The sequence below is a fragment of the Comamonas odontotermitis genome, from assembly GCF_020080045.1.
Classification (GTDB): Bacteria; Pseudomonadota; Gammaproteobacteria; order Burkholderiales; family Burkholderiaceae_C; genus Comamonas; species Comamonas odontotermitis.
Map to the genome: position 1 here is coordinate 3,721,632 of NZ_CP083451.1, position 24,652 is coordinate 3,746,283.

Here is a 24,652-nt window from a genome sequence, read left to right on the forward strand (position 1 = left end):
CAAATCGGCAACCAGAATTCAAGCCCTGAAAACAGGGCCGGGCCTGGCTGCTCGCAAAAACAGTGATTACTTCACATCTTTCCAGAACGCTGCATTCAGGCGCCAGGTGATGAGGATCAGACCCAGCAAGAAGATCAGCACCCAAACACCCACGCGAATGCGGGTGTTCTGGCTGGGGTCACCCATCCATTGTAGATAGTTCACCAAATCACCCACATTCTTATCGAATTCGGCCGAACTCATCGTGCCGGGGGTCACTTGGTTCCATCCCTTGAACAACTGCACCTTGTGGCCGTGTTCCTCCACCTCCTCATACACCGGTGTGCGCACACCCTGCAGCTCCCACAGCACATGCGGCATGCCTACAGACGGGAAGGCCATGTTGTTCCAGCCTGTGGCCTTGGTGTCGTCCTTGTAGAAAGTACGCAGGAAGGTGTAGAGGTAGTCTGCCCCCGTACCCTGGCTGCCGGCACGCGAGCGCGCCACCAGCGTCAGGTCGGGCGGATTGGCCCCAAACCACTCCTTGGCCTGTTTGGGGTCAATGGCCGCCTTCATGGTCTCGCCCACCTTGTCGGTGGTCAGAAGCAGGTTGTCCTTGATCTGCTGCTCGGTCAGGCCAATGTCCTTGAGGCGGTTGTACCGCATGAACGAGGCGGAGTGACAACTCAGGCAGTAATTGACAAACAGCTTGGCGCCGTTTTGCAAAGACGCCGTATCGTTGGTGCTGGTCTTGAACTTGTCCCAGGCAACACCGCCTTCAGAGGCCTGCACCGGAGCTGCCCCCATCCAGACACCAACGGCCAGCAAGGTGGAAAGAATTATTTTTTTCATCGTGATGCTCTCCCGGGCTCAGTGCGCATGAAAGGTAACCCGGTCAGGCACCGGTTTGGGCGTTCCCTTGCGGCTCCACCAAGGCATCAGCAGGAAGAAACCAAAATAGAACAAGGTACCCACCTGTGAGACTTTTTCGCCAATGGGCGATGGAGGCTGTACTCCCAGATACGCCAACACGATGAAATTGACCACGAACACCGCGTACACATATTTGTGCCAGTGCGGGCGGTAACGGATCGACTTGACCGGGCTGTGATCAAGCCAGGGCAGGAAGAACAGGATGATGACTGCCAGGCCCATCACCACCACGCCCCAGAACTTGGCATCAATCCCCGACAGCGCCTTGATGCCCGTAAAGGCAAAGGCACCGAACAGCGCCAGCACCACGACAGCCACGGCAATCAGCAGGCCCTTGAGGGCACCAGCCATGCGCGTCTTCACGCAGACAAAGGCAACGGCAATGATGAGGATGGCCGAGAGCGCAACCATCATTTCGCTGGTGATGGCTCGCAGCATCGAATAGAACGGCGTGAAGTACCACACGGGCGCAATGTGGTTCGGCGTCTTCAATGGGTCGGCCGGAATGAAGTTGTTGTATTCGAGGAAATAGCCCCCCATCTCCGGCGCAAAGAACACGATGGCCGAGAAGATGAACAGGAAAACAGCCACACCGAAGATGTCGTGCACCGTGTAGTAAGGGTGAAAAGGAATGCCATCGAGCGGATTGCCCTTGGCATCCTTGGCCGCCTTGGGGCCCTTGATCTCGATGCCATCCGGGTTGTTTGATCCCACATCGTGCAAAGCCAGCAAGTGGGCCACCACCAGGCCGAGCAGCACCAGCGGCACGGCAATCACGTGGAAGCTGAAGAAGCGATTCAGCGTGGCATCGCCGACCACATAGTCACCACGAATCAGCAGCGCCAGATCAGGGCCGATGAAGGGAATGGCCGAGAACAGGTTCACGATCACCTGCGCGCCCCAATACGACATCTGACCCCAGGGCAACAGATAGCCCATGAAAGCCTCTGCCATCAGGCACAGGAAGATGGCGCAACCAAAGATCCAGACAAGCTCGCGTGGCTTGCGATAGCTGCCGTACAGCAGGCCACGGAACATGTGCAGGTACACCACAACGAAGAAGGCCGAGGCCCCCGTGGAGTGCATGGTGCGGATCAGCCAGCCCCAGGGCACGTCACGCATGATGTACTCGACCGAGGCAAAAGCCACGGCTGGCGCACCAATCACGCCACCCACCGGATTGGCGTCTGGCTTGTAGTGCATCACCAGGAAGATGCCGGTGACGATCTGAAGCACCAGCACCAGGAGCGCCAATGAGCCGAAGATGTACCAGAAATTGAAGTTTTTCGGAGCGTAGTACTCCGACATGTGAACGCGATAGGCATCAAAAGCCGTGGGAAAACGGTTTTCCAGCCAGTTGCTCGCCTTGGCGCCAATGGAGGCATTGGGCGATATGTCCTTGAATTCGTGTGCCATGCCGCCTCCTTATGCCTTTTTGTCTTCGCCGATCAGCAGCCTGGTATCCGAGAGATACATGTGCGCTGGCACTTCGAGGTTATCGGGTGCGGGCTTGTTCTTGAAGACGCGGCCAGCGAGGTCGAATGTCGAGCCGTGGCAGGGGCACAGAAAGCCGCCCTTCCAGTCATCGGGCAGTGATGGCTGCGGGCCAGGCGCCAGCTTGTCGGTCGGCGAGCAGCCCAGATGGGTGCAGATACCGATCACGACCAGTACATCGGGCTTGATGGAGCGGGTTTCGTTCTTGGCGTAATCAGGCGTGGGATACGCCGTACGCTCTGATTTGGGATCGGCCAGTTGGCCGTCGAGCTTGGGCAATTCAGCCAATTGCTCCGGGGTGCGGCGCATGATCCAGATGGGCTTGCCGCGCCACTCTGCAGTGATCTTCTCGCCGGGCTTGAGCTCCGAGATATCCACCTCGACCGCTGCACCGGCGGCCTTGGCCTTCTCCGAAGGCTGGAAAGAACTGACAAAGGGAACTGCAGTGGCAACTCCACCCACTGCGCCTGCACATCCTGACGCTATCAGCCACGTCCGCTTACTGGAGTCGATGGAAGAATCACTCATGGGGCTCCTTGATCAAGGCTTATATCTCGGTTTTGGGCGGATTGTACGGATGGAGCCCCCTGTCATGCAATGCGCCGAAACCCTCGAAGCTGAGCGATACTGTAGCCCATGTTTATTTATGCTAGGAGCCTGGTATGAGCTTCATGAAGGAGTTCCGCGAGTTCGCGGTTAAAGGCAATGTGATGGATCTGGCCGTCGGTGTGATCATCGGTGGCGCATTCGGCAAGATTGTCGATTCGGTTGTGAACGACCTCATCATGCCGCTGGTCGGCATGATCTTCGGCAAACTGGATTTTTCCAATCTTTTCGTAGTGCTTGGCACCGTTCCCGACGGTATTCCACGCACGCTCGATGCGCTGAAAAAGGCGGGCATTCCGGTGTTTGCCTATGGCAACTTCATCACCGTCGCGGTCAACTTCCTGATCCTGGCATTCATCATCTTCCTGATGGTCAAGCAGATCAATCGCCTCAAGCGCGAAACACCTGCCGAGGCCCCTGCAGCACCTGCTGAAGACATCGTGTTACTGCGTGAAATTCGCGACAGTTTGCAGCAGAAACGTTGATCTTTCGCAACGATATAGACCGCTCGTACAAAATTTTGCAAAGAGAAGCAGCCGAGAGGCTGCTTTCTTTTTTCACGGGCCATTCGTTGCGTTCCCGCCGGTGGTCGGCGAGCAGCCCAGAGGCAGAAAGAACGCGAAATCTCAGACCGCGACCAGGTGTTGCGCCGTCTTCACCGCCTCGATCAGGCTTGCTGCGTCCGCCACGCCCTGTCCCGCAATATCGAACGCCGTGCCATGGTCCGGGCTGGTACGCACCAGCGGCAGACCCAGGGTCACATTGACGCCCTGCTCCAGCCCCAGATACTTCACGGGAATCAGACCCTGGTCGTGGTACATCGCCACCACCACATCAAATTCGCCCACCTTGCCCGGCGCACTGCGTGCGCGCATGAAGACGGTATCGGGCGCTTCGGGGCCCGTCACATCCATGCCTTGCGCCCGGGCCGCTGCAACGGCCGGAGCAATCTGCTCGATCTCCTCACGCCCCATGTGGCCGGCCTCGCCTGCGTGCGGATTCAGCCCTGCCACAGCGATGCGCGGCGCACGGCCCAGCGACCTCTCAAGCGCTGCGTGGGTGATGTGCAGCGTCTCCAGTACATTGGCGCTCGTCACCGCATCGATCGCGTCGCGCAGGGAGACATGAATACTGACCAGAACGGTGCGCAACGATTCATTGGCCAGCATCATGCGCACCGGCATCTGTGCAATGGGCACACCGGCATGGGCCGCGGCTTCTGCCTGCAGAAGTTCCGTATGGCCGGGAAAATCCACCCCCGCCAGATGCAGTGCCTCCTTGTGCAAGGGGGCTGTCACGAGGCCATCAATTTGCCTGCGCAAGGCCGCGCGCGCAGCCCATTGCACGCAGGCCGCAGCAGCGCGCCCCGCCTCTGCCTGCACCAGCCCAAAGGGCAGCGGGCCGGGCAAACTAGGCAGCGGCAGTACCGGCACGCAACGCGGCGGTACCTGCAGCGCATCTTGCGCGGCTGCAATCACCGCAACAGGCAAGGCGCAGCGCCCCGGCCCTTGCAGCAACTGCGCGGCGCGGCGCAGGGTGGCCACGTCGCCCACGACGAAGCAGCCTTGCATACGCTCAGGCGCATCACGAAAGGCCTTGGCAATGATCTCAGGGCCAATACCGGCGGGATCGCCCTGGGTGATGGCCAGAAGTGGAGTGCGGCTCACGGCACAAACCTTTGATTAAAACAAGCTCCAGCGCATATTCATCAAGCGCAAAAGCTATTAAATGAATAGCAAAATCAGGCCGGATTATCGATGTCGATGAACTCGTGCACAACGCCCAGTTGCTGTGCCACCAGCGCTGCCACAGCCGGGGCTCCGTAGCGCTCGGTGGCATGGTGGCCACCGGCAAAAAAGCTCACACCAGTCTCGCGTGCCAGATGGGCCTGCGGTTCAGAGATTTCGCCGGTCAAAAAACCATCGGCACCGGCCGCGATGGCGGCCTCAAAAAAGCTTTGCGCCCCCCCGGTACACCAGGCCATGCGACGGATGGGGCGAGGGTTTTCGCTTGTCGCCAGCGTGACGGAGCGACCCAGGGCCTGTTGTATCTGCGCCGCAATCTGCTGTGCAGACGCTTCCGGGATGCTGCCGATAAAGCCGAGATCCTGCTCCCCGAAGCGCCCGTCTGCCTGCCAGCCCAGGTGCACGCCTAGCTGCGCGTTGTTGCCCAGTTCCGGATGGGCGTCGAGCGGCAGGTGGTAGGCAAACAGATTGATGTCGTGCTTGATCAGGCGCTCAATGCGCTGCTTCATCCAGCCGGTGATGCGCCCGTCATACCCGCGCCAGAACAGGCCATGGTGCACAAAGATGGCATCTGCCCCGGCGGCGATGGCCGCATCGATCAGCGCGCGCGACGCGGTCACGCCGCTCACCAGCTTGCGGATCTCGGTCTTGCCCTCGACCTGCAGGCCGTTGGGGCCATAGTCCTTGAATCGTTCGGGTTGCAGCAGGGTATTGAAGGCCTGCAGCATGTCTTGGCGGGTGGTCGTCATGGCGCAATTGTCTCAGAAGGGAATTTCTCTTATGCCTGAAACACACGATAACCACCGCAGAGTGGCCATTACACTGGCGCGCCCTCCTCCTGCCCCTCCACCTGATTTCCCCATGCTTGGCGTTGCACTTCTTTTCATCGGCGCGGTTCTGATCGTCAATGGCCTGTCGCTCGCTGGCCGCATCGCGCCCCGGGACACGGTGGCACTCAACCTGCTGGTGGGGCTGCTGGCACTCTTCACCAACCTGCTGGGGCTGGTGCGCGCAGGCGGCACGCCGGATTACCTTGCAAGCGCGGGCGGCCTGCTGTTCGCCTTTACCTACCTGTATGCGGCGGCCACCCACTGGTTTGGCCTCAAGGGCGAGGGGCTGGGTTGGTACAGCGGCTTCGTGGCCATCAGCGCCCTGGTTTTTGCTGCAGCGCAGCAGGACTGGCGCATGGCGACACTCTGGTTGCTATGGGCCAGCCTGTGGCTGCTCTTCTTCGTCTCCTTGGGCCTGGGCCGCCGCCTGCGCCTGCTGCCGCACTACACCGTTGCCTGCGGCGTGGGCACCTGCTGGGCGCCGGGTCTGCTCATGCTCACCGGCCGCTGGTAGGCTTAGGTTGCCAGCCCGTGCTGGCCAGGGGCCAGAAACCCAGCACCGCGCCCAGAATGCCCATGGCTGCCACGTAGTGGGCAGGTGCCATCACATCGGTCTGCTGCCAGACGGAGACCAGCATGGGCGTGAGCCCGCCAAATACCGCGTAGGCCATGTTGTAGGCAAAGGACAGGCCGGTGAAGCGCACCGGCGCCGGGAAGGCGCGAACGCCCACCACTGGCAGCAGCGAGATGCTGCCCACAAAGAATCCCACCAGCGCATACGACCACAACAGCGACGCATCGGTGCCCGGCAGGCCCAGGTAGAAAACATAGGCGGTAGCGCTCATGCCTAGCCAGCCCAGCATCATCACCACCCGGGTACCCAGGCGGTCGGACAGCCAGCCCCAGAACACGCATCCCAGCGTCAGGGTGACCGTGGCCAGCGCATTGGCCTTCATGGCCGAGGCCGGGTCAATGTGGAATACCTTCTGCAGATAGGCAGGGGTGAACAGCACCACCACCACGATGGCAGTGGACAGCACCCAGGTCATCAACGCCACCAGCACGCAGGCCGCGCGGTGCTCGCGCAGAATGGTCTTGATCGGCAACTCGCGCCCGGCTTCCTTGCGTGCCTGGAGTTCCTGAAATACCGGCGTCTCGTGCAGAAAGCGGCGCAGGTACACCGACACCAGGCCGAAGACACCGCCCAGAATGAACGGGATGCGCCAAGCCCAGTCGTGGATCTCGGTGGCGCTGTAGCTGCTGTTGAGCCACACGCCAATGATGGAGCCCAGGAAAATACCGCCGGTGATGCCGGAAGTGAGTGCGCCAATGGCAAAACCATAGTGCCGCGCCGGTGCGTGCTCGGCCACGAACACCCAGGCGCCCGGCATCTCGCCGCCAATGGCTGCACCCTGCAGCACGCGCATCAGCAAGAGCAGCAAGGGCGCGGCAATGCCGATGGAGGCATAGGTGGGTAACATGCCAATCACCAGCGTGGGCACCGCCATCAAAAAGATCGACAGCGTGAACATTTTTTTGCGACCTAGGATGTCACCGAAGTGCGCAATCAGGATGCCGCCCAATGGCCGCGCCAGATAGCCGGCGGCAAAGATGCCCAGGGTCTGCAGCTGGCGCAGCCAGTCAGGCATTTCGGCCGGGAAGAACAGCGTACCGATCACGTTGGCAAAAAAGACGAACACCACGAAGTCGTAGAACTCCAGGGTGCCGCCCAGGGCGGAGAGGCCCAGGGTCTTGTAGTCGCCGCGCGTCAACGCGCGGGCAGGCGCTGCAGCGGCAGCGCCTTGGGGGAAGGTTTGCGAAGTCATGTGTCCTCTAGCTTTCAGAAGACAGCGCGGTGCAATGCGGCGCAGTTATGAGCGCAATCACCGGGTTCGGGATCGCCGGGGTACGGGATCGTGGCAGGCAAGCCTGGAGGATGGCCAGTTCGCGAGGAACCGCAATGTGCAGGAAAGGCGCAGTCAAAACGACAATTTTAGGTATAAACCCTTGCAACAATCACCGCCCGGGCACCCACCAACCATCGCCATCAGCGATGCCCGCAGCCTCCGTGCACGATACAAAGGGGTGGCGCAGCCGCAAAAGCAGAGGCGTCCGGACACGAATGACATAATCACCCCATGCGGGGCCGCCATTGGTGCGCTCCAGACCCATGGCATCCTCTTCCCTTTCGCCTCTATGAAACGCCTCTGGCTTCTGTTTACCCAGGTAGTCACCGTACTGCTTGGCATCTATTTCGTCGTGGCTACCCTGCAGCCCAGCTGGCTGCAGCGCAATAAAAATGTGCGCAGCAATGCGGGTATTGCCCTGATTGAAGCGCCCAAGGACGACAGCACCCATGCCGCAGTCGCCACCAGCAGTTTCAGCCCCGCAGCCAAGAAGGCCGCCCCTGCCGTGGTCAGCATCAATACCAGCACCGAGGTCCGCCATCCGCGTGCCAACGATCCGTGGTTTCAGTTCTTCTTCGGCGACCAGGGCGTACAGAACCAGGCAGGCCTGGGCAGCGGCGTCATCATCAGCCCCGATGGCTATGTGCTGACCAACAACCATGTGGTGGAAGCAGCCGACGACATCGAAGTGACCCTGACCGACGGCCGCAAATCCAAGGCCCAGGTGATTGGCACCGATCCGGAGACCGATCTGGCCATTCTCAAGATCACGCTGGACAAGCTGCCCGTGATCGTGCTGGGCAATTCGGAATCGGTCGAAGTCGGTGACCAGGTGCTGGCCATCGGCAACCCCTTCGGCGTAGGCCAGACGGTCACCAGCGGCATCATCAGCGCACTGGGCAGGAGCGAGTTGGGCATCAACACCTTCGAGAACTTCATCCAGACCGATGCCGCCATCAACCCGGGCAACTCCGGCGGCGCGCTGGTCGATGTGAATGGCAACCTCGTGGGAATCAACACCGCCATCTATTCGCGCTCGGGCGGCAGCATGGGCATCGGCTTTGCCATCCCTGTGGCCATTGCCAAGAACGTGCTCGACAGCATCGTGCGTGACGGCAAGGTGACGCGCGGCTGGATCGGTGTGGAACCCAACGACCTGACGCCCGAGCTGGCAGAGACTTTTGGCGTGAAAGCCGACGAGGGTGTGATCATCACCGGCGTGCTGCAGAATGGCCCGGCAGCCCAGGCAGGCATCCGCCCCGGTGATGTGATCACCCAGGTGGGTGAAAAGCCCGTGCGCCATGTGCAAGAGCTTTTGACCGCCGTGGCCGGCCTGATGCCCGGCACCGAAGCGCAGATGCAGATCCGCCGCAACGAAAGCAGCCTGACCATCCGCATCACGCCGGATACCCGCCCCGCCAGCGGGCGCGCCGTGCCGCAGATGCCTCAGGGGCGACGCTGAACCGCTGCCTGCAGGAGCAGACACCCAGGTCTGGCAGAGCCCCATGCCCGGCATTTCAGCAAACATCGCTTGCTGAAATGCCTCTGCCCACGGTCAAGAAACATCGTTGAAATTCAATGACATCAAGCGCATGAAGCTCTTCTTTTCGTAGCAGACTTCAACCAAAAACGCCAAAACTCCCCCACTACGGCGAGCATCGGCAAAAACAAAGAAAGCCCCGTGCTGGAAAGCAGCCGGGGCTTTTTTTCTGCTCTTGAGACCCGTAAGCAGGCCATCGCATCTGCAGCCGCTCAGGCTGCGCTGTTGGTGTCCGCCTCTTCGTCCTTCTTTGGCGCGTTGCGCGAGAACCAGGTTGCGCCCCAGATGCCAATCTCATACAGAATGCACATGGGCACCGCCAGCGAGATCTGTGAGAGCACATCGGGCGGCGTCACCACAGCGGCAATGATGAAGGCCAGCACGATGAAGTAGCCGCGGAAGGACTTGAGCTTGTCGATTTCGACAATGCCCAGGCGCACCAGCAGGATCACGACAATCGGCACCTGAAACGCCAGGCCGAAAGCCAGATACAGCGACAGAATGGCTTCGACGTAAGAGGCGATATCGGGCGTTGCGGCCACGCTTGACGGCGTGAAATGCTGGATGAAGCCGAACATGCGGTCCAGCACGAACAATTGCACGAAGGCAATGCCAGCGTAGGCCAGCAGGCTGCCAAAAAATATCAGTGGCAGTGCAAAGCGCTTTTCATGGCTGTAGAGCCCGGGCGCCACAAAGGCCCACAGTTGGTACATGATCCAGGGCAGGGCCAGCAGCACCGCCGCCATCCCCAGCACCTTGAGCGGCACGATGAACGGCGAAAACACGCCGACGGCAATCAGCTTGGCGTCAGGCGGCATGTGCGCCTTGATGGGGTGGGCGATGAAGTTCATCAGCCCATCGGGGCCAGGCCAGATGGCCAGCAGGATCAAGGCCACGACAATGCCGCCGATGCTGTAGACCAGGCGGTTGCGCAGCTCCATCAGGTGCTGCACGAAGGGCTGCTCGGTGCCGGCCAGTTCGTCTTCTTGGGAGGGAGTTTCGGACATGGAAAAATTCTTGTGAACAGGTGCCTGCCGTCAGTTGCGGGCGGACGCGAGGCCGCTACCCTGCATTCTCCGCATCACGCCTTGGGACCGCGCGACTTGGGCCGGAAACGGGCGACCCGGGCTGCCCCTGATTGCACGTGGGTGCGCACGCCTGCGCGGTGCTTGTACCACTGGGGCGTCGCGCCACGTTTGACGCGCCAGTTCTTGCGCGGGTGCTGGTACACCGGAGAGACGGACGAAGCCGTACTGCCATAGCTCTCGGCATAGGGGTCTGCGGTGTAGAAGTTGTCTTCGCCGGTCGACGACTCCCCCGACAGTGCGCCCTTGACGCCATGCGCCTCGTCGTTCAGGTTCTTTTCGAAATCGGAGGCATTGGTGCGGATCGTGCTTTCCACATCGCGCGCTGCCGATTCGACGCTGTCCTTCATCTTGCGCAGCTCGTCGAGTTCCATCGAGCGGTTGACCTCGGCCTTCACGTCATTGACATAGCGCTGCGCCTTGCCCAGCAAGGTGCCAACCGTGCGGGCCACGCGCGGCAGTTTTTCGGGGCCGATCACGATCAGTGCCACCGCACCGATCAAGGCCATTTTGGAGATACCGAGATCAAACATTCCAGTCCCAACGATGGCAGGCCAGCGACAGCGACCGCACGGGCATGGCCAGCACGGTCGTCACGGGCATGCGGCGCATCAGCCCTTGTTCTTGGCTTCGACGTCGATCGTGGTCTTGTCTGCCACGGGAGTCTGGCCCACCTGCTGCTGAGCCGTAGTGGTAGATGCTGGGGCAGCGGCGCTTTCGTTGCCGTCCTTGATGCCATCCTTGAAGCCCTTGACGGCACCGCCCAGGTCCGAGCCAATGTTCTTGAGCTTTTTGGTGCCAAACACCAGCACCACGATGGCCAGAACGATCAGCCAATGCCAAATAGAAAAGGAACCCATGAATTTCTCCTTGCGAATGCAAACATTTTAGACGCCCCGGGCGCCTGCAAGTTTCGTAATACTGTCACGCAGCGCGGTATTAACTCAAGCTGGAATCAACCTTTGCGCCAGGGACGGGCGCCGCCCAGGATGTGGATGTGCAGGTGGTGCACTTCCTGGCCACCCTCTTCGCCCGTATTCACCATGAGGCGAAAGCCGCCTTCGGGATAAGGGTTGCAGCCATTGGCCCGGGCCAGCTCGGGCGCCTTGACCATCATGCAACCCAGGAGGGGCGCATCCTCGGCAGTCACCTGGGCCATCGACGGGATATGGCGCTTGGGCACCATCAGCAAATGCACGGGTGCGGACGGGTGGATGTCCTTGAAGACCAGCATGTCCTCGTCTTCATACACCTTGCTCGAAGGGATATCGCCCGCGATGATTTTGCAGAAAATGCAGTTTGGATCGTGCATAAGATTCATGAGTAAAAAGATGCCTTGGTGCGCATCCACTGTGCGCATGCAGCTATACCAAGCATAGCGCAATCGGCCTGCTGCACCCGCAGCACGGGCGACAGCGCCATTACACCTTGAAGCCCGAGCGCACGCCAACATCGGCGCGGTGGCGCTTGAGCCAGGCGAGGCCCGATTCGCGCCCCTTGTCCATCAGCTCGCGCACAAAGGCCATGTCGGAGCGGTTCTTGCTCGATGCCCCATAGGCCTTGAGCACCTTGCCGCCATCCACATGGTGCATCAGCATGTATTTGTAGCGCTCGGAATCGAGCTTGCCCTCTTCCAGCAGACGGCGCACAAAGCCCATGGCACGCAACTCGGCCAGCAGGCTGGCGTTGAATGTGATCTCATTGATGCGATCCATGATTTCCTGCGCGTTGGACGGCACCTCGTCATACTCGATCGGGTTGAGCTGCACCAGCAGCACATCGCTGTTGCCCGTCTGGTAGATCAGCGGATAGAGCAGCGGATTGCCGGAATAGCCACCGTCCCAGTAGAACTGGTCACCCACCTCAACCGCCTTGTACAGCATGGGCAGGCAGGCGGATGCCATCACTGCGTCTGCCGAAAGCCGCTTGCCGCTGAAGACTTCGCCCTTGCCGGTGCGAACATTGGTGGCGCAGACGAAGACGCGCGGCGCGCTCTTGCCCTGCTCCTGCTGCAGAAAGTCGAAATCCACCACGCGCTCCAGCAGGCGGCGCAGCGGATTGATATCGAGCGGGTTGGTCTGGTAGGGCGAGAACCACTGGCTCATCATGTCCATGATGGCCTTGCCCGCCGCAGGCACGCCCGCCATCAGGCTGCCCATGGTGCCCACGCCTTCCCAGAACTGACGCAGGCTGGCCCGAGCGGCTTCACAGCCCGCTTCATGGGCTTCGCGCCTGTCCTTGATTTCGACGGCCGCGCGGCCATAGCCGTAGGCCATCACCACCGCATTCATGGCCCCGGCACTGGTGCCGCTGACACCTTCAAACCACAGGCTGCGCTCTTCCAACAGGGCGTCCAGCACCCCCCAGGTGAAAGCGCCGTGCGAGCCGCCGCCCTGCAGCGCCAGGCTGATGGGCGGCGTATTCTCGTCAACGCCCTTGGACCGTGCAAGCCGCGTGCGCTGCGGCGCAGTTCCACCCGCCTCAGCCGCCTGCGGGGACAGCGCGCCGTCTGCCGGCTCGATGTGGTTAGCCATGGACGGCCTGGTCCTTGTTCATGGCGACCATGCCGCGCACGATGCGGTAGAGGAACCAGATCGAGATGATGGTCCAGGCGATCCATCCCGGCACCAGAAAGAATATCCACAGCGGTGCAGTCACTACATACAGGATGCCCGCCCAGATCACACTGCGGATGCGCCAGGAAAAATGGCTCTCCTGCCAGGTACCCCTGGCATCGCCACGCTTGACCAGATCGATCACCAGCGCCACGACGAGCAGGAACACGCTGACCTGCGCGCTTGGCACCACCGCAGCCACGGCCACGATCAGGTGCAGAAAATAGCTCACCCAACCCCAGGTTTTCAGGCTTTCCATTTCAGCCGCATCCACGGCTTTGACTTCGATCACATCACTCATGGAACACTCCCTTCTTCGGCTTCACGACTCTTGACCTTGCGCATGGCCTTTTCTTCCAGGCCACTCAAGCCTTCGCGGCGCACCAGCTCATTGACCACATCCTGCGGGCTGAGGCCATAGTGGGCCAGCGCCACCATGGTATGAAACCACAGATCGGCCACTTCGTACACCAGCTTGGCAGCGGGTGCGCCGTGGTCGACATCCTTGGCGGCCATCACGACTTCGGTGGCCTCTTCGCCCACTTTCTTCAGAAATGCATCCGGCCCCTTGTGCAGCAGGCGTGCCACGTAGCTGGACTCCGGATCGCCGCCATTGGCGGGCTTGCGCGACTCCAGCAGCTCCGCCAGGCGCATCAGCGCATCGGTTGCAGGCAGGGCAGAGGAAGAATTCTTGTCGGTCATAACAGCAATGTATTTCGCCCTGCCCCTATGGCAAAGGCTTCGGGCCAGGGCTTTGGGCCATGGCCCTTATTTATAGATGGATTCAGGATCTTTCAAGACCGGATCGACCGGTTGCCACTGGCCTTCGCGCAGTACGCTGTAGAAACAGCTGTGACGGCCCGTGTGGCAGGCAATGCCCGGCTCGTGGCCGGTTTGCGTCACGGTCAGGAGGACCACATCATTGTCGCAGTCGATGCGAATCTCGTGCACCTGCTGCACGTGGCCAGACTCCTCGCCCTTGAACCACAGCTTGCCACGCGAGCGGCTGAAGTACACCGCCCGCTGCAGCTCTGCCGTCTTCTGCAGCGCCTCGCGGTTCATCCAGGCAAACATCAGGACATCGCCCGAGCCTTTTTCCTGCGCAATGACGGGCACCAGACCCTGCGCATCCCACTTTATGTCGTCTAGCCAAGTCATGTGGCGATTGTCGGCGATCTGCGATACCCCCTGAACCCGCCAAACGATGTCCCTGGTATTGAATTTTTTATAAAAAAGTGAGCAACCCGTGGTTACTGGGTATCAGATAGCATGCTTTTTCTATCCAAAGTCCTTACAGAGAATACGCCACATGCTCCCCTTTTGGAAGCACGCAAGGAATCCGCACCGCCCAAAGAAAAGAGGCTGGCGCACTACACGCCAGCCTCTTGAGCTCCTCCAACGCCTGCTGCGTCCTAACGTCTGCCGCTCCTGCTCTGCCAGCCTGCAGCCAGCATCAGCAGTACAGCCAGCAGCAACAGCATCGTGCGCGAATCCACCGGGACGGGCGCAGGCACGGCAGGCGGTTTCGGACCAGGCGTGTAGGTGGCTGCAGCCGAAAGGCTCGCCGTACAGGCATTGATGCCTGCCGGATCATTCTGCGTGTCCCAACAGGCCTGCGCCGTATTGGTGACAGGGGCGGGAGTGGCCACGAACTGCGCCTCAAACACCACCTCGACCCGGTTTGCACCTGTGGCCGTTCCGTTGTCCGGTGCCAGCGTGGCATCCACGACAAGGCGGTTGTTCGCCTGGTCGTAGTAACAGCCCGCAGGCGGGGCCACCACCGTGGAGGCGCCATTGGCCGCGCAGCTCACGCTGCCGCTAACGAAGGTCATGCCTTCAGGCATCGGGTCGCGCATCTGCACCACCATCGCCGCAGGATTGGGGTTGTCCAGCACAATGATCCACTTCACATGCCCATCGCTGCCCTGTGCGGCGGCCTTGGTGATGAAGGGCGGATCGACGACTACCGGCGGCACCGGCTCGATCGGATCGCTGTCAGTGGCGGTACAGCTCGCTGGCGTGCTGGGCTCAGTGCCAGCACCGGCCACGCAGCCGCCGCCCACCAGGTTGGCCGTGTTCACGGCCTGCGCCCCAGGTGCTGCCGCGCCGACAGTGCCAGTCACTGTGTAACTGACAGAGCCACCATTGGCCGCCACCGTGATACCCGTGCAAGCCAGGCCTGCGCAGGTGCCGAGATCAGACCCGGCCGAAGCAGCCCCCGGGGCAATGCTGGTGATGCCCGACAGGCCGCTGACTACTGCGTCACGCCACTCCACCCCGTTTGCCGCCGTGCCGCCGGTATTGGTGATGGTCACCGTGTACGTGGTCTGGGTGCCCGCCGTCAGTTGGTTCACACCATTGGTCTTGCTCACGAGGAGCGCAGCTGGCATGTTCACCGGTACATCCTCCGTGCTGGGGTTGCAGGCCAGCGGGTTGCCATCGAGCTTGCAGGCTGGGTCGCCTCCGCCGCTCAGGTGCGCTGTGTTGGTACCCGCTGTCGCCCCCACGGTGGCATCACTCGTGTCGATGGGGATCGTGATGATGTAGGTGCCCAGGTTCAGCGTCACACCTGTAGTGCCGCTGAGTACGCAGTCCGCTCCCAGGCTGGTGTCTCCTGCTGCTCCGCAGGCTTCCAGCTTGGGCACGCTCGCTCCTGTGCCCGCCTCTACCGTCGGCGCACCCGCCAGCTTGATGCCGCTGGGCAGTGCATCGGCAATCGTGATCCCGTCCATGGTCGGCGCACCAGCTATCGTCACGGTGATCACGTATTTCTGGCCCGACGCTCCCTTGATCAGCGCAGCAGGCTCTGCCACCTTGGTGGCCGAGACCTGCGGCAAGCCGCTGTTCTTGTAGGTACACAGCAGCTCAGGCGCACCGGCTGGCACCGTCAGATCCTTGCCCGCCAGGCTGCCAGCACTGCACGACACCGTCTTGGTGTACTTGGCTGTGTTGTCAGGATTGGAGAACACTTCTTCGGGCAGCGTCAGCACGTCGCCCGCATACACGGTGGCGGCGTTGGTGCCGGTATCGGTCTTGTCCGAGTCCGTGGCGGTCGAGATGATGGAGGCCGTGGTGCCGTTGTAGGCCGCCGTGATGTTGACCGTCTCACCGCTGGTGCCGTTGATCCACTGCTTGGCCAGCTTGAGCTGCGCGCTCTTGCGCGTGTTGGTGACCGTGCAGGTGACTGCCGCATTGGGCATGGCAAAGCTGGAGACAGCGCCAATGCCGTTGTCGCAGCTGTAGGCCACGTCATAGTTGGCGCTGTTGCCTGCCGTCCAGCCCTCTGCAATCGCCACGGTGCTGCCCACGATGGCCGTCGCCGTGGCATCCACCACTGCGCCGCCCACGGCCGAGCTGCCGCCCACCGCACCGGTCACGCCGGAGCCAGTGATGGCCAGGCTCACCGCATCACCGCTCTTGCCGTTACTCCATGCCTTCTTGAGCGTGATTCCAGCTGTGGCCTGCCCTGTCAGGTCGCCGCAGGCATTGGCACTTGCAGCCGTTGTACCCGTAATGCTGGCGGTATTGAAGGCGCCATTGCCGGCACTGCCGTTGCAGGCCAGCGCCATGCCCCCCACCATCGTGTAGTCAATGGTGACCGTATAGGTGTGCGTCGCACCGGCTGCGATGGGCAGGCTGGATGCGCCAATCTGCTGCTCGGCTCCGTTGGCTGGGTTGCTGCGTGGGAAGGCACGGCCTCCCAGCACACCGCCGCCAGCTGGCTGAGCATTGATGCTGGTCAAGGTGGCACTGCCGGCAAAGCCAGGGGTGTCAGAGAGCGTGTAGCTGCCGTCCGAGCCGCCCGTGTTCTTCACCGTCAGCTGGTAGCTTGCCGTGTACTGGTTAAGACCTGCGGCAGCATTGATCGCAGGTGCAGACTTCTCCACCGTCAGCGCCGCTGGCGTGTTCACATCGGTGGACCAGTTAGCGCAACTGGTCGTTGTCGCATCGCAGGCGGCGCCTGGCGGGCTTGGCGGATTGCCGCTGCCGCTGGGGTGGGTTGCTGCGTAATTGACCAACGCCCCGGCTGTGGCTGGCGCCTTGACTGTCACCGTAAAGGATGCCGATGGAGACTCACCGCCCGCCTCGGTCAAGGGGCCCGGCACGGCGCAGGTCAGCAAGGTCTGTTTGTCGCTGGCAGCGCCAGTACAGATGTCACCCTGGGCCGACACGAACTCCATGCCTTCAGGCAGCAGATCCTGCACGGTCAGGACCGGTCCCGTCGGCAGTTCGCCGGTATTGGTCAGCGTCAATGTGTAGTTGAACTGTTCACCGGTCAGCACGACGCGTGGACCCGTCTTTTGCAGGGTGATTTTGGCATTGGCCTTGAGCGGGTTGACGATGCTGCCCACGGCACCAATGGCGATGACATCCGCTGGCGGGGTCGTGCTTTCCGCAGCCCAGCTGTAGTTCGCAGGCGGTGTGGCCTTGCCGGTTTCATTCAGGGCGGAGCATGTGGCTCCTTTCGGCACCTGCACCGTGGTGCTGCCCGAGACGCCATTGGCCGCAATGCCCACCGCGCCCGTGTAGGTGCCGGTATCGCAAACCAGCGAGAAACCATAGTTGCCTGGCGCACCAGTGGCTGGCGCGCCCGTCACCGTCTTGTTGATGGTGACGCTCACCTGATCGCGCGTCAGTGAGTTGGCGATCGTAGCTGCCAGCGTGCCGCCCGCTGCCATGGGGCCACCGGGATTCGTGATCTGCTCCGCTCCCCAGGTGTAATTGGCTACCGGCGGCTTGGCCCCTTCGGTCACCGTACAGCTGGAGCCTGCTGGGATATTGCCGACCGATGCCGAGGACCCTGCAGACACATTACCGCTGGCAGAGAAGCCGCCAGCAGGCGCTGCACCACCCGTGCAGCTCACGCTGAAAGGAAAGCTCAGGGCAGGCAGCGGGCTGGGGCCGCCCGTCACGGTCTTGCTCACCGTCAAGGTGCCTGGATTGGCACTGAGAGAATTGGCAATGCTGGCCGCCAATGCGCCACCGGGAGCCATGGCCCCCGCTGGGTTCGTGATCTGCTCCACGCTCCAGGTGTAGCCGGGCACGGCAGGTTTATTGCCCTCGGCCACACTGCAGGTGGAGCCCGCCGGAATGCCGGTCACCTGCGCCGAGCCACCTGCGGCCACATTGCCGCTGGCATTGAATGGAGCAGCACCGCCAGAGCAGCTCACGCTGAAAGGAAAGCTCAGAGGAGGCAGCGGACTGGGGCCACCGGATACGGTCTTGCTGACCGTCAAGGTACCCGGCAGTGGCGAGAAATTGGCCACCACGGCCATGTCGGCGTTCGTCGGCGTCAAGGTGCAGTTGTTTGTGTTCTGGCCCTGACTGCAGGCGGCGCCCGTCCAGCCTGTGAAGCTCCAACCCGGTGTGGTGGTGGTGACCTGGCAGGTGCTGGAGACGCCGCTCGCTACCGGTGATGGCGTGCAATTGGCGCTGCCGCCATTGACAACGCCCCCGCCCACCGGGTTGACCGTGGCCGTGACGTTGTAGGTGATGGGGGCGTTGGTGATGGTGCAGACGATGTTGTCACCAGCTACGGGGTTGAACTCGGGCCATTGCAATTGCGTGCCCTGCGCCGTTCCTGGGCCGCTGGGCGCTGCTGCCGTAGAGCCCGAGCAACTGAGGCTGGATGTGTACGCGCTGGGCAGCTGGTCTGCACCCGTGCCATTGGCCTTGAGGGCCTCAAAGAACTGCAGCGTCTTGCCTGCCTGAAGCACCTGCAGGCCAGTGGTTGCGGTGGCGGGTACGGTAGTGCCAGTCGTGGTTGCGCTGGATGCCGGAATGCCTCCGGAAGACATGCGGATCTGGAACTGATCGGTAGCCGCAATGCGACCCGTCAGGTTCTTGTTGAGGGTTACCCACACAGGCGTGGGTGTATTCTGGCAAGCGGCATCGCTGCTCGTGCCAGCCCCCATGCCGGTGACTGTCGCGGTTACGCTGTTGAACAGGCCCTTGCCAGTGGTTCCGTCGCAAATGTCAGCACCCACCTTGCCTGGTTTGACCGTGAAGCGCACGACCATCGAATAGGTTTCGGTTCGGCCACTGGCGAGCCCATGGCTGCTGCTCAGCGTCCAGGGGCCAGCCCCATTGATGGAGCTGGGCGGATTGCCGCCGCACGCCGTGCCTCCGCCACCACTTCGGGTGCATGTCAGCGACTGCAGGCTGTTGATCGTCACATCGCCATCAAAGCCCGGCGTGTCGGTCAATGCATAGGTTCTGTTGCCCGTAGTGTCGTTCGTGACCACAACCGTGTAGCCGATGTCGAACTGATCAGGCTGGCCCGCCACTGGCACGGGGGCCGATGCCACGGTTTTCTTGACATTCAGCGGGCCATCATCATCAACAATGGTGTAGACCGCTGGCGACGCATCCTGCCCGCACACATCATTGGAGCTGCGCACATATTGGGAGGATGGCTGGATCTCGAAGTTGATGGTCTTGCTGGCTCCGGCAATGGCGTTGCCAACGATATAGATTGGCAGCTGGATCAAGCTGGCAACCGATGTGCCGTCGTAGCTGCCAGCTGCCACATTGACTGTGAATGTATCGCTGGTGCCACTGCTTGTGCCCGTGAAGTAATCAACACCCCGCACCGCGCTTCCGCCGGTGATCTTGACGGTAACGGTCATGCCTCCCGCAGGAACCACGCCATTGACCCGAAAGGTGGGCAGATCAGTGCCTCTTTGCGAGCCACTGTCGCCTTCCAGATCCGAGTAGCTGGTCTTGGAAAAATCGACAAACGGAGTGAGGGCCAATTGCACGTTGTCCAGGAAATTTCCTGAGCTGGCTCCGCCAGCCGATCTGATCGACTCGAATCCGAAGTTGGTACCACCGGTCGCCCCGGCATACGTGAAGGCGCCACTGTAGTCGCGCCAGCCATTGGTGGCGGCCGGCACCGGCGTATTGACCGTTCCCAGGTATGCAACTGGTGTGTCCATTGCACCATTTGATGTCGTTCCCACCTGCGCGACCGAGGTAGTGGCGCCGATCTTGACCTCTGCCACGTCTCTGACCGTGGCGCTTGACCGCCCCCGGTGGCTGAACCGCCAGTTGACCGTTTCACCCTGTACCAGGCAGATTTTCTGGTAGAGCCGCGAGGCCTCATTGGCGTTCAGCTCCACAAAGTTGGAGCCATTTCTTGCCACAACCCCCATGAAGCTGGAGCTCCACATCTCGATCAGCCCACCCGTGGCCACGAGATTGGGCAGGTTGCAGGTTCCACTGACCGAGCCCGCCCGGTGTGTGGTGTCCCAGCCCGGCACGTTGTCGCTGGGCATGGTTTGGTAACAGCTGGCCGGCAGCACCGGCTCCTCAAAACCCGGGTTGATAAAAATGCGCTGCACCTGTGCTTGCGCTGGCACTGCAGCGACGCAGGCCAAAGCCAGAACGCCTCCCAACGCCCATGGGCGCCAGCCCAAGACCGGAGGGGTTTTGCGAAAGTTCGAAACCGGGGAAGGCAGTGCCTGTGGGGGCGCCGCATTGCGATACGGGCTTGGAATGATCATCATTACTCTTCATCCAACTGAACGCGCCAGCAAATGCAAAGCGGCGGAGGTGGGCGTGAGAGGATTCATCCTCAACACACCTTCCTCCGCCGCTTTGTATGGGCTGTGGGCGCTCAAATAATTAAATAAATTTAAGAATCGCCATTGTTTATTAATATTTGTAACTATTGTACAAATGAATCATCTTATAGATTTCGATCAAATTGTTAATAATTCTATTTTTCAACTATTCCACTATAGAGAACGCCAAAAAATACCCTCTAAAAACACAGGATGCAAGCACTCACACCCATCAACAATTGATCAAAATTCTTAATTAATATGATTAGATATTTTTGAAAATCGCGAAGGATCTTCCTTACCCCACCTTTGGCGACATCCTTGCACCCAGTCAGCCGCCGTACTGCGATCCGCAGAAACGATGTTGAAAAAAGGAGCTGCCAGCGTCTGAAACCAGACGCTGGCAGCTCCTTATTTGAGAGCATCTGGCCCACAAGGCCAGAAAGGGTCTACTGCCGCACAGGAATGCCTCGCTGCGCCATCAGCGCCTTGGCCTGCCCCACGGTGTATTCGCCGTAGTGGAAGATGCTGGCGGCCAGCACTGCGTCCGCACCACCCACGGTAACGCCATCGGCCAAATGCTCCAGATTGCCAACGCCACCCGATGCGATCACCGGCACGCCAACGGCATCGGCCACGGCGCGCGTCAGCTGCAGGTCAAAGCCGCTCTTGGTGCCGTCGCGGTCCATGCTGGTCAGCAGAATCTCGCCCGCGCCGCGGGTGGCCATTTCAGAAGCCCAACGCACGGCATCCATGCCCGTGTTCTTGCGGCCGCCGTGGCTGTACACATCCCACCCTGCGCCCACGGGCTGACCATTGGCACCGATGCGTTGCTCATCCTGCGCGCTGCGGCGTTTGGCATCGATGGCCACCACGATGCATTGCGCACCGTATTTGTCGCTGGCGGCGTTGATGACTTCCGGGTTGGCAATGGCCGCCGAGTTGAAGCTGGTCTTGTCCGCACCGGCATTGAGCAGTCGGCGCACGTCTTCGACCGTGCGCACGCCGCCACCGACGGTCAGCGGGATGAACACCTGGCTGGCCACGGCCTCGATGATGGGCAGGATCAGGTCACGCCCATCGCTGGTGGCGGTGATGTCCAGGAAAGTCAGCTCGTCCGCGCCCTGCGCGTTGTAGCGTGCCGCAATTTCCACCGGGTCGCCAGCATCACGCAGTTCGACAAAATTGACACCTTTGACGACACGGCCGCCCGTGACGTCCAGGCAGGGGATGATGCGTTTGGCAAGCATGGAAACTCTCGTGAAAGATGGAAGAAGGCAGACGAATTTTCTACAGGGCAAAACCATACCACGCCAGGCCTTGGCGGTAGCCATTCGCCCGTGAAAAGCCCCTGCCCCGCTTCACCTGTGCGTCACCGCAGCCACAGGGCGCCCTGACAGGGCCCCCGGAGACCCTCTGCCAAGGCCTGGCAATGAAAAACCGCCGCGAAATCGGCGATTTCTGCGGCGGTTTTCCGGAATGGACCCACAGGATCAATGCACGCTGCGGCCCATGCCGATCTGCCAGCGCCAGACGTCCTCCATCATGCGATCGAGCCCCAGCTGCGGCTGCCAGCCCAGCAGCGCACGCGCCTGGCTGATATCGGCCCAGCAGTGGGCCGCATCGCCATTGCGGCGCGGCCCGACACGGAAGGGCACGGCGCGGCCATTGGCATGCTCGAACGCGCGCACCAGCCCGAGCACCGACGTCGGCTGGCCCGAACCGACGTTGAGCTTGAGCAGCCCCGCGTGGCCCCGCAGATAGTGCAAGGTGGCGACATAGGCACGCGCCAGATCGGTCACGTGCAGGTAATCGCGCACCGGCGAACCGTCCGGGGTGGCGTAGTCGTTGCCGAAAATGCGCAGGCAGTCGCGCTTGCCCGCTGCCACCTGGGCCAGGTAAGGCGCCACATGGGTGGACATGCGGGGCGGGTCTTCGGCGATCAGGCCGCTTTCGTGGCAGCCCACGGCATTGAAGCTGCGCAGCAGCGCCATGCGCCAGCGCTTGGGGGAGGCCTCGTCCAGGCTGGAGAGCACCTGCTCGACCATCAGGGCCGTCTGCCCGTAGGGCGTGCTCGCGCAGACCTGCGCATCCTCGCGCACCGGCATGGCAGGCGTGTCGCCATAGACGATGGCCGACGACGAGACGATCAGATTGCGGATGCCAGCGGTCTGCATGGCACGCAACAGACCCACGGTACCCGAGACGTTGTTGTCGTAGTAACGCAGCGGCTCGCGCGCGGCGTCGGCTGACGATGTGAGAAAGGCGTTGTGGATCACCGCATCGAAATGCTGCTCGTCAAACAGCTGCTCGAGCATGGCGGTGTCGCGCACGTCAGCATCGATACACGGAGGCGCAAAACCCAGGATCTTCTCCAGCCGCTGCAGCACCGAGCGGCGTGCATTGCTGAAGTTATCCAGGATCAAAAAAGGCAGCCCTGCTTCTGCGAGGGCAACACAGAGGTGAGAGCCGATATAGCCGGCTCCGCCAGTCACGAGTATCACGGGGTGCTTTCTAACAGTCTGCGGAATGCGTGTCCAGCATCTGCTATGGATTCTGACATTTCGCGCGAGGCCTATTGTCCGATACGCCGGGAAATTGCGGCGAATTTGGCCCATATCATATGTGCCACGCGGTAACAACTGGCATTTGTTGACATTTATCAATGTCCAACCAGGATCCGCCAGTATGACAACGCATCAGCATCGCCTTCCTACCGTCGCAGCAGGCACTTTTCAGGCAGCCGCCTGACACACACCCCAACGGTTTGTTGCAATAGAAAAAGCCGCACAGCGTGCGGCTTTGCAAGCGGAGTGGCCAGCCTCAGCCTTCGCTCAATTCATCGGCGCGGTTCTGCGCCGCTTCAAAATCGAGGTCGCCGGTATAGATGGCGCGGCCACAGATCACGCCTTCCACGCCTTCGGATTCGACCGCGCAAAGCGCCTCGATATCGGCCATGCCCGACAGACCGCCCGATGCGATCACCGGAATGCGGATGGCCTGCGCCAGCTTGACCGTGGCATCCACATTGATGCCGGTGAGCATGCCATCGCGGCCAATGTCCGTGTAGATGATCGACTCCACGCCCCAATCCTCGAAACGCTTGGCCGTTTCGATGACCGAGTGGTTGGTGATCTTGCTCCAGCCATCGGTGGCCACCATGCCGTCCTTGGCATCGAGGCCCACGATGATGTGGCCTGCAAATGCGGTGCAGGCGTCCTGCAGAAAACCGGGGTTCTTGATGGCTGCGGTGCCAATGATGACGTACTGCATGCCAGCATCGATATAGCGCTCGATGGTGTCCAGGTCGCGGATACCGCCACCCAGTTGCACCGGCAGTTCATCGCCGAACTCCTGGAGGATGGCCTTGATGACATGCAGGTTCTTGGGCTGGCCGGCGAACGCGCCATTCAAATCCACCAGATGCAGGCGGCGAGCGCCCGCATCGTACCAGCGGCGCGCAACCTCGACAGGGTCTTCGCCGAACGTGGTGGATTGATCCATATCGCCCTGTTTCAGGCGTACGCAGTGACCGTCCTTCAGATCAATGGCAGGAATGAGCAGCATGGTGGTGGTTGGCTGACGTTGAAAACAAAAAGGATTGAGGAAAAGGCTTAGGGATTCCAGTGCAGGAAGTTGCGGTACAGCGCCAGGCCCTGGTCCGCACTCTTTTCCGGGTGGAATTGTGTCGCAAAAATATTATCGCGGCCAATCGCACATGCAAAGCGCTCGCCATACTCGGCCGTGCCATGGCATTGGCTGGCCTCTGCGGGCTCGGCATAGAAGCTGTGCACGAAGTAGAAATACGATTCGTCAGGCACCCCTTGCCAGACCGGGTGCGGCTTGCCCGCCGGGGTCTCCTGGCGCACCTGGTTCCAGCCCATCTGCGGCACCTTGAAGCGGCTGCCATCTGCCTGCAGGCGGCCCGCCAGCTGAAACTTTCTCACCTGTCCGGCAATCAGGCCCAGGCCCGGCGTATCGCCTTCTTCGCTGTGGTCGAGCAGCATCTGCATGCCCACGCACACACCAAACAGCGGCTTGGTGGCCGCAGCTTCGAGCACGCTCTCCTGCAGGCCGGAGGCCCGGAGTTCGGCCATGCAATCGCGAATGGCGCCCTGACCGGGCAGCACGATACGGGTGGCAGCGCGCACCACGTCCGGGTCCGAGGTGACCACGACCTGCACCGCCGAGCCGGCTGCGGCGGCCTGCACCGCCTGCGATACCGAGCGCAGGTTGCCCATGCCGTAATCGACCACCGCCACGGTGTTGTTCTTCAAATTCATAGCAGCCATCGCTTTTTGATAGGGGATTTCAGAATGAATTCACATTGAAAACTATACGTAGCAATTGCTA

General features: G+C 61.3%; 22 protein-coding genes. 3 read left to right on the top strand and 19 right to left on the bottom strand.

Annotated elements, in window-relative coordinates; translation table 11 throughout:
• Positions 1–66: 66 nt before the first annotated feature.
• From LAD35_RS17200 to petA, 3 genes are read right to left on the bottom strand one after another with little or no spacing between them, the layout of a single operon-like run.
• Positions 67–831: a cytochrome c1 gene (locus LAD35_RS17200; RefSeq protein ID WP_224150181.1), complete on the bottom strand. Its 765-nt coding sequence runs from the start codon at positions 829–831 to the stop codon at positions 67–69.
• Positions 832–849: 18 nt separating this feature from the next.
• A complete protein-coding gene (locus tag LAD35_RS17205) occupies positions 850–2,328 on the bottom strand; it encodes a cytochrome b (protein WP_224150182.1) in 1,479 nt (492 codons plus the stop codon).
• A gap of 9 nt (positions 2,329–2,337) precedes the next feature.
• A complete protein-coding gene (gene petA, locus LAD35_RS17210; protein WP_224150183.1) occupies positions 2,338–2,934 on the bottom strand; it encodes a ubiquinol-cytochrome c reductase iron-sulfur subunit in 597 nt (198 codons plus the stop codon).
• Between the two features lie 134 nt (positions 2,935–3,068).
• Between petA and mscL the strand changes: the two genes are divergently transcribed.
• Positions 3,069–3,497, top strand: coding sequence for a large conductance mechanosensitive channel protein MscL (mscL, locus tag LAD35_RS17215; RefSeq protein ID WP_224150184.1), 429 nt, complete (start codon positions 3,069–3,071; stop codon positions 3,495–3,497).
• Between the two features lie 141 nt (positions 3,498–3,638).
• Here mscL and pdxA read toward each other — a convergent pair whose 3' ends face one another.
• Complete coding sequence (gene pdxA / locus LAD35_RS17220; RefSeq protein ID WP_224150185.1) at positions 3,639–4,679, bottom strand: 4-hydroxythreonine-4-phosphate dehydrogenase PdxA; 1,041 nt, start codon at positions 4,677–4,679, stop codon at positions 3,639–3,641.
• Positions 4,680–4,753: 74 nt separating this feature from the next.
• A complete protein-coding gene (locus LAD35_RS17225) occupies positions 4,754–5,506 on the bottom strand; it encodes a Nif3-like dinuclear metal center hexameric protein (RefSeq protein WP_317986714.1) in 753 nt (250 codons plus the stop codon).
• 31 nt (positions 5,507–5,537) lie between these two features.
• On the opposite strand from LAD35_RS17225, the gene LAD35_RS17230 reads away from it, so the two are divergent.
• Positions 5,538–6,101 (top strand): AmiS/UreI family transporter, encoded by a 564-nt coding sequence (locus LAD35_RS17230; protein WP_224150186.1) that lies wholly within the window; start codon positions 5,538–5,540, stop codon positions 6,099–6,101.
• On the opposite strand, the gene LAD35_RS17235 is transcribed toward LAD35_RS17230, so the two are convergent.
• Complete coding sequence (locus LAD35_RS17235) at positions 6,085–7,413, bottom strand: MFS transporter (protein WP_224150187.1); 1,329 nt, start codon at positions 7,411–7,413, stop codon at positions 6,085–6,087. The genes LAD35_RS17230 and LAD35_RS17235 overlap by 17 nt on opposite strands.
• Before the next feature lie 370 nt (positions 7,414–7,783).
• Between LAD35_RS17235 and LAD35_RS17240 the strand changes: the two genes are divergently transcribed.
• A complete protein-coding gene (locus LAD35_RS17240; RefSeq protein ID WP_224150188.1) occupies positions 7,784–8,956 on the top strand; it encodes a S1C family serine protease in 1,173 nt (390 codons plus the stop codon).
• A gap of 290 nt (positions 8,957–9,246) precedes the next feature.
• Here the strand turns inward: LAD35_RS17240 and tatC are convergent, their stop codons facing one another.
• From tatC to hisH, 13 genes are all read right to left on the bottom strand, one after another.
• On the bottom strand, positions 9,247–10,041 hold the full coding sequence (gene tatC, locus LAD35_RS17245) for a twin-arginine translocase subunit TatC (RefSeq protein ID WP_224150189.1): 795 nt from the start codon (positions 10,039–10,041) through the stop codon (positions 9,247–9,249).
• Positions 10,042–10,115: 74 nt separating this feature from the next.
• Complete coding sequence (tatB, locus tag LAD35_RS17250; RefSeq protein WP_224150190.1) at positions 10,116–10,652, bottom strand: Sec-independent protein translocase protein TatB; 537 nt, start codon at positions 10,650–10,652, stop codon at positions 10,116–10,118.
• Positions 10,653–10,730: 78 nt separating this feature from the next.
• Positions 10,731–10,979: a Sec-independent protein translocase subunit TatA gene (gene tatA / locus LAD35_RS17255; protein WP_184707077.1), complete on the bottom strand. Its 249-nt coding sequence runs from the start codon at positions 10,977–10,979 to the stop codon at positions 10,731–10,733.
• A 95-nt stretch (positions 10,980–11,074) separates the two neighbouring features.
• Positions 11,075–11,431, bottom strand: coding sequence for a histidine triad nucleotide-binding protein (locus tag LAD35_RS17260; protein ID WP_224150191.1), 357 nt, complete (start codon positions 11,429–11,431; stop codon positions 11,075–11,077).
• 109 nt (positions 11,432–11,540) lie between these two features.
• Complete coding sequence (locus tag LAD35_RS17265; protein ID WP_224150192.1) at positions 11,541–12,653, bottom strand: patatin-like phospholipase family protein; 1,113 nt, start codon at positions 12,651–12,653, stop codon at positions 11,541–11,543.
• Complete coding sequence (locus tag LAD35_RS17270; protein WP_224150193.1) at positions 12,646–13,035, bottom strand: DUF4870 family protein; 390 nt, start codon at positions 13,033–13,035, stop codon at positions 12,646–12,648. The genes LAD35_RS17265 and LAD35_RS17270 overlap by 8 nt, the downstream gene beginning before the upstream one ends.
• Positions 13,032–13,436 (bottom strand): phosphoribosyl-ATP diphosphatase, encoded by a 405-nt coding sequence (locus LAD35_RS17275; RefSeq protein ID WP_224150194.1) that lies wholly within the window; start codon positions 13,434–13,436, stop codon positions 13,032–13,034. Before LAD35_RS17275 ends, LAD35_RS17270 begins: the two co-directional genes overlap by 4 nt.
• Before the next feature lie 66 nt (positions 13,437–13,502).
• The gene (hisI, locus tag LAD35_RS17280) at positions 13,503–13,892 is read right to left on the bottom strand and encodes a phosphoribosyl-AMP cyclohydrolase (protein WP_224150195.1); all 390 of its coding nucleotides are present in this window, start codon (positions 13,890–13,892) and stop codon (positions 13,503–13,505) included.
• A 254-nt stretch (positions 13,893–14,146) separates the two neighbouring features.
• Complete coding sequence (locus LAD35_RS17285) at positions 14,147–20,242, bottom strand: DUF5979 domain-containing protein (protein ID WP_224150196.1); 6,096 nt, start codon at positions 20,240–20,242, stop codon at positions 14,147–14,149.
• A gap of 506 nt (positions 20,243–20,748) precedes the next feature.
• The gene (gene hisF, locus LAD35_RS17290; RefSeq protein WP_224150197.1) at positions 20,749–21,549 is read right to left on the bottom strand and encodes an imidazole glycerol phosphate synthase subunit HisF; all 801 of its coding nucleotides are present in this window, start codon (positions 21,547–21,549) and stop codon (positions 20,749–20,751) included.
• 243 nt (positions 21,550–21,792) lie between these two features.
• The gene (galE, locus tag LAD35_RS17295) at positions 21,793–22,803 is read right to left on the bottom strand and encodes a UDP-glucose 4-epimerase GalE (RefSeq protein WP_224150198.1); all 1,011 of its coding nucleotides are present in this window, start codon (positions 22,801–22,803) and stop codon (positions 21,793–21,795) included.
• A gap of 319 nt (positions 22,804–23,122) precedes the next feature.
• Positions 23,123–23,866 (bottom strand): 1-(5-phosphoribosyl)-5-[(5-phosphoribosylamino)methylideneamino]imidazole-4-carboxamide isomerase, encoded by a 744-nt coding sequence (hisA, locus tag LAD35_RS17300; RefSeq protein ID WP_224150199.1) that lies wholly within the window; start codon positions 23,864–23,866, stop codon positions 23,123–23,125.
• Between the two features lie 47 nt (positions 23,867–23,913).
• On the bottom strand, positions 23,914–24,582 hold the full coding sequence (gene hisH / locus LAD35_RS17305) for an imidazole glycerol phosphate synthase subunit HisH (RefSeq protein WP_224150200.1): 669 nt from the start codon (positions 24,580–24,582) through the stop codon (positions 23,914–23,916).
• Between the last annotated feature and the right edge of the window lie 70 nt (positions 24,583–24,652).

Excerpts from the sequence above, each read along its gene's own strand:
- LAD35_RS17200 (WP_224150181.1), bottom strand. The coding sequence starts at position 831 with ATGAAAAAAATAATTCTTTCCACCTTGCTGGCCGTTGGTGTCTGGATG.
- LAD35_RS17205 (WP_224150182.1), bottom strand. The coding sequence starts at position 2,328 with ATGGCACACGAATTCAAGGACATATCGCCCAATGCCTCCATTGGCGCC.
- petA (WP_224150183.1), bottom strand. The coding sequence starts at position 2,934 with ATGAGTGATTCTTCCATCGACTCCAGTAAGCGGACGTGGCTGATAGCG.
- mscL (WP_224150184.1), top strand. The coding sequence starts at position 3,069 with ATGAGCTTCATGAAGGAGTTCCGCGAGTTCGCGGTTAAAGGCAATGTG.
- LAD35_RS17225 (WP_317986714.1), bottom strand. The coding sequence starts at position 5,506 with ATGACGACCACCCGCCAAGACATGCTGCAGGCCTTCAATACCCTGCTG.
- LAD35_RS17230 (WP_224150186.1), top strand. The coding sequence starts at position 5,538 with ATGCCTGAAACACACGATAACCACCGCAGAGTGGCCATTACACTGGCG.
- LAD35_RS17235 (WP_224150187.1), bottom strand. The coding sequence starts at position 7,413 with ATGACTTCGCAAACCTTCCCCCAAGGCGCTGCCGCTGCAGCGCCTGCC.
- LAD35_RS17240 (WP_224150188.1), top strand. The coding sequence starts at position 7,784 with ATGAAACGCCTCTGGCTTCTGTTTACCCAGGTAGTCACCGTACTGCTT.
- tatC (WP_224150189.1), bottom strand. The coding sequence starts at position 10,041 with ATGTCCGAAACTCCCTCCCAAGAAGACGAACTGGCCGGCACCGAGCAG.
- tatB (WP_224150190.1), bottom strand. The coding sequence starts at position 10,652 with ATGTTTGATCTCGGTATCTCCAAAATGGCCTTGATCGGTGCGGTGGCA.
- tatA (WP_184707077.1), bottom strand. The coding sequence starts at position 10,979 with ATGGGTTCCTTTTCTATTTGGCATTGGCTGATCGTTCTGGCCATCGTG.
- LAD35_RS17260 (WP_224150191.1), bottom strand. The coding sequence starts at position 11,431 with ATGCACGATCCAAACTGCATTTTCTGCAAAATCATCGCGGGCGATATC.
- LAD35_RS17265 (WP_224150192.1), bottom strand. The coding sequence starts at position 12,653 with ATGGCTAACCACATCGAGCCGGCAGACGGCGCGCTGTCCCCGCAGGCG.
- LAD35_RS17270 (WP_224150193.1), bottom strand. The coding sequence starts at position 13,035 with ATGAGTGATGTGATCGAAGTCAAAGCCGTGGATGCGGCTGAAATGGAA.
- LAD35_RS17275 (WP_224150194.1), bottom strand. The coding sequence starts at position 13,436 with ATGACCGACAAGAATTCTTCCTCTGCCCTGCCTGCAACCGATGCGCTG.
- hisI (WP_224150195.1), bottom strand. The coding sequence starts at position 13,892 with ATGACTTGGCTAGACGACATAAAGTGGGATGCGCAGGGTCTGGTGCCC.
- LAD35_RS17285 (WP_224150196.1), bottom strand. The coding sequence starts at position 20,242 with ATGATGATCATTCCAAGCCCGTATCGCAATGCGGCGCCCCCACAGGCA.
- hisF (WP_224150197.1), bottom strand. The coding sequence starts at position 21,549 with ATGCTTGCCAAACGCATCATCCCCTGCCTGGACGTCACGGGCGGCCGT.
- hisA (WP_224150199.1), bottom strand. The coding sequence starts at position 23,866 with ATGCTGCTCATTCCTGCCATTGATCTGAAGGACGGTCACTGCGTACGC.
- hisH (WP_224150200.1), bottom strand. The coding sequence starts at position 24,582 with ATGAATTTGAAGAACAACACCGTGGCGGTGGTCGATTACGGCATGGGC.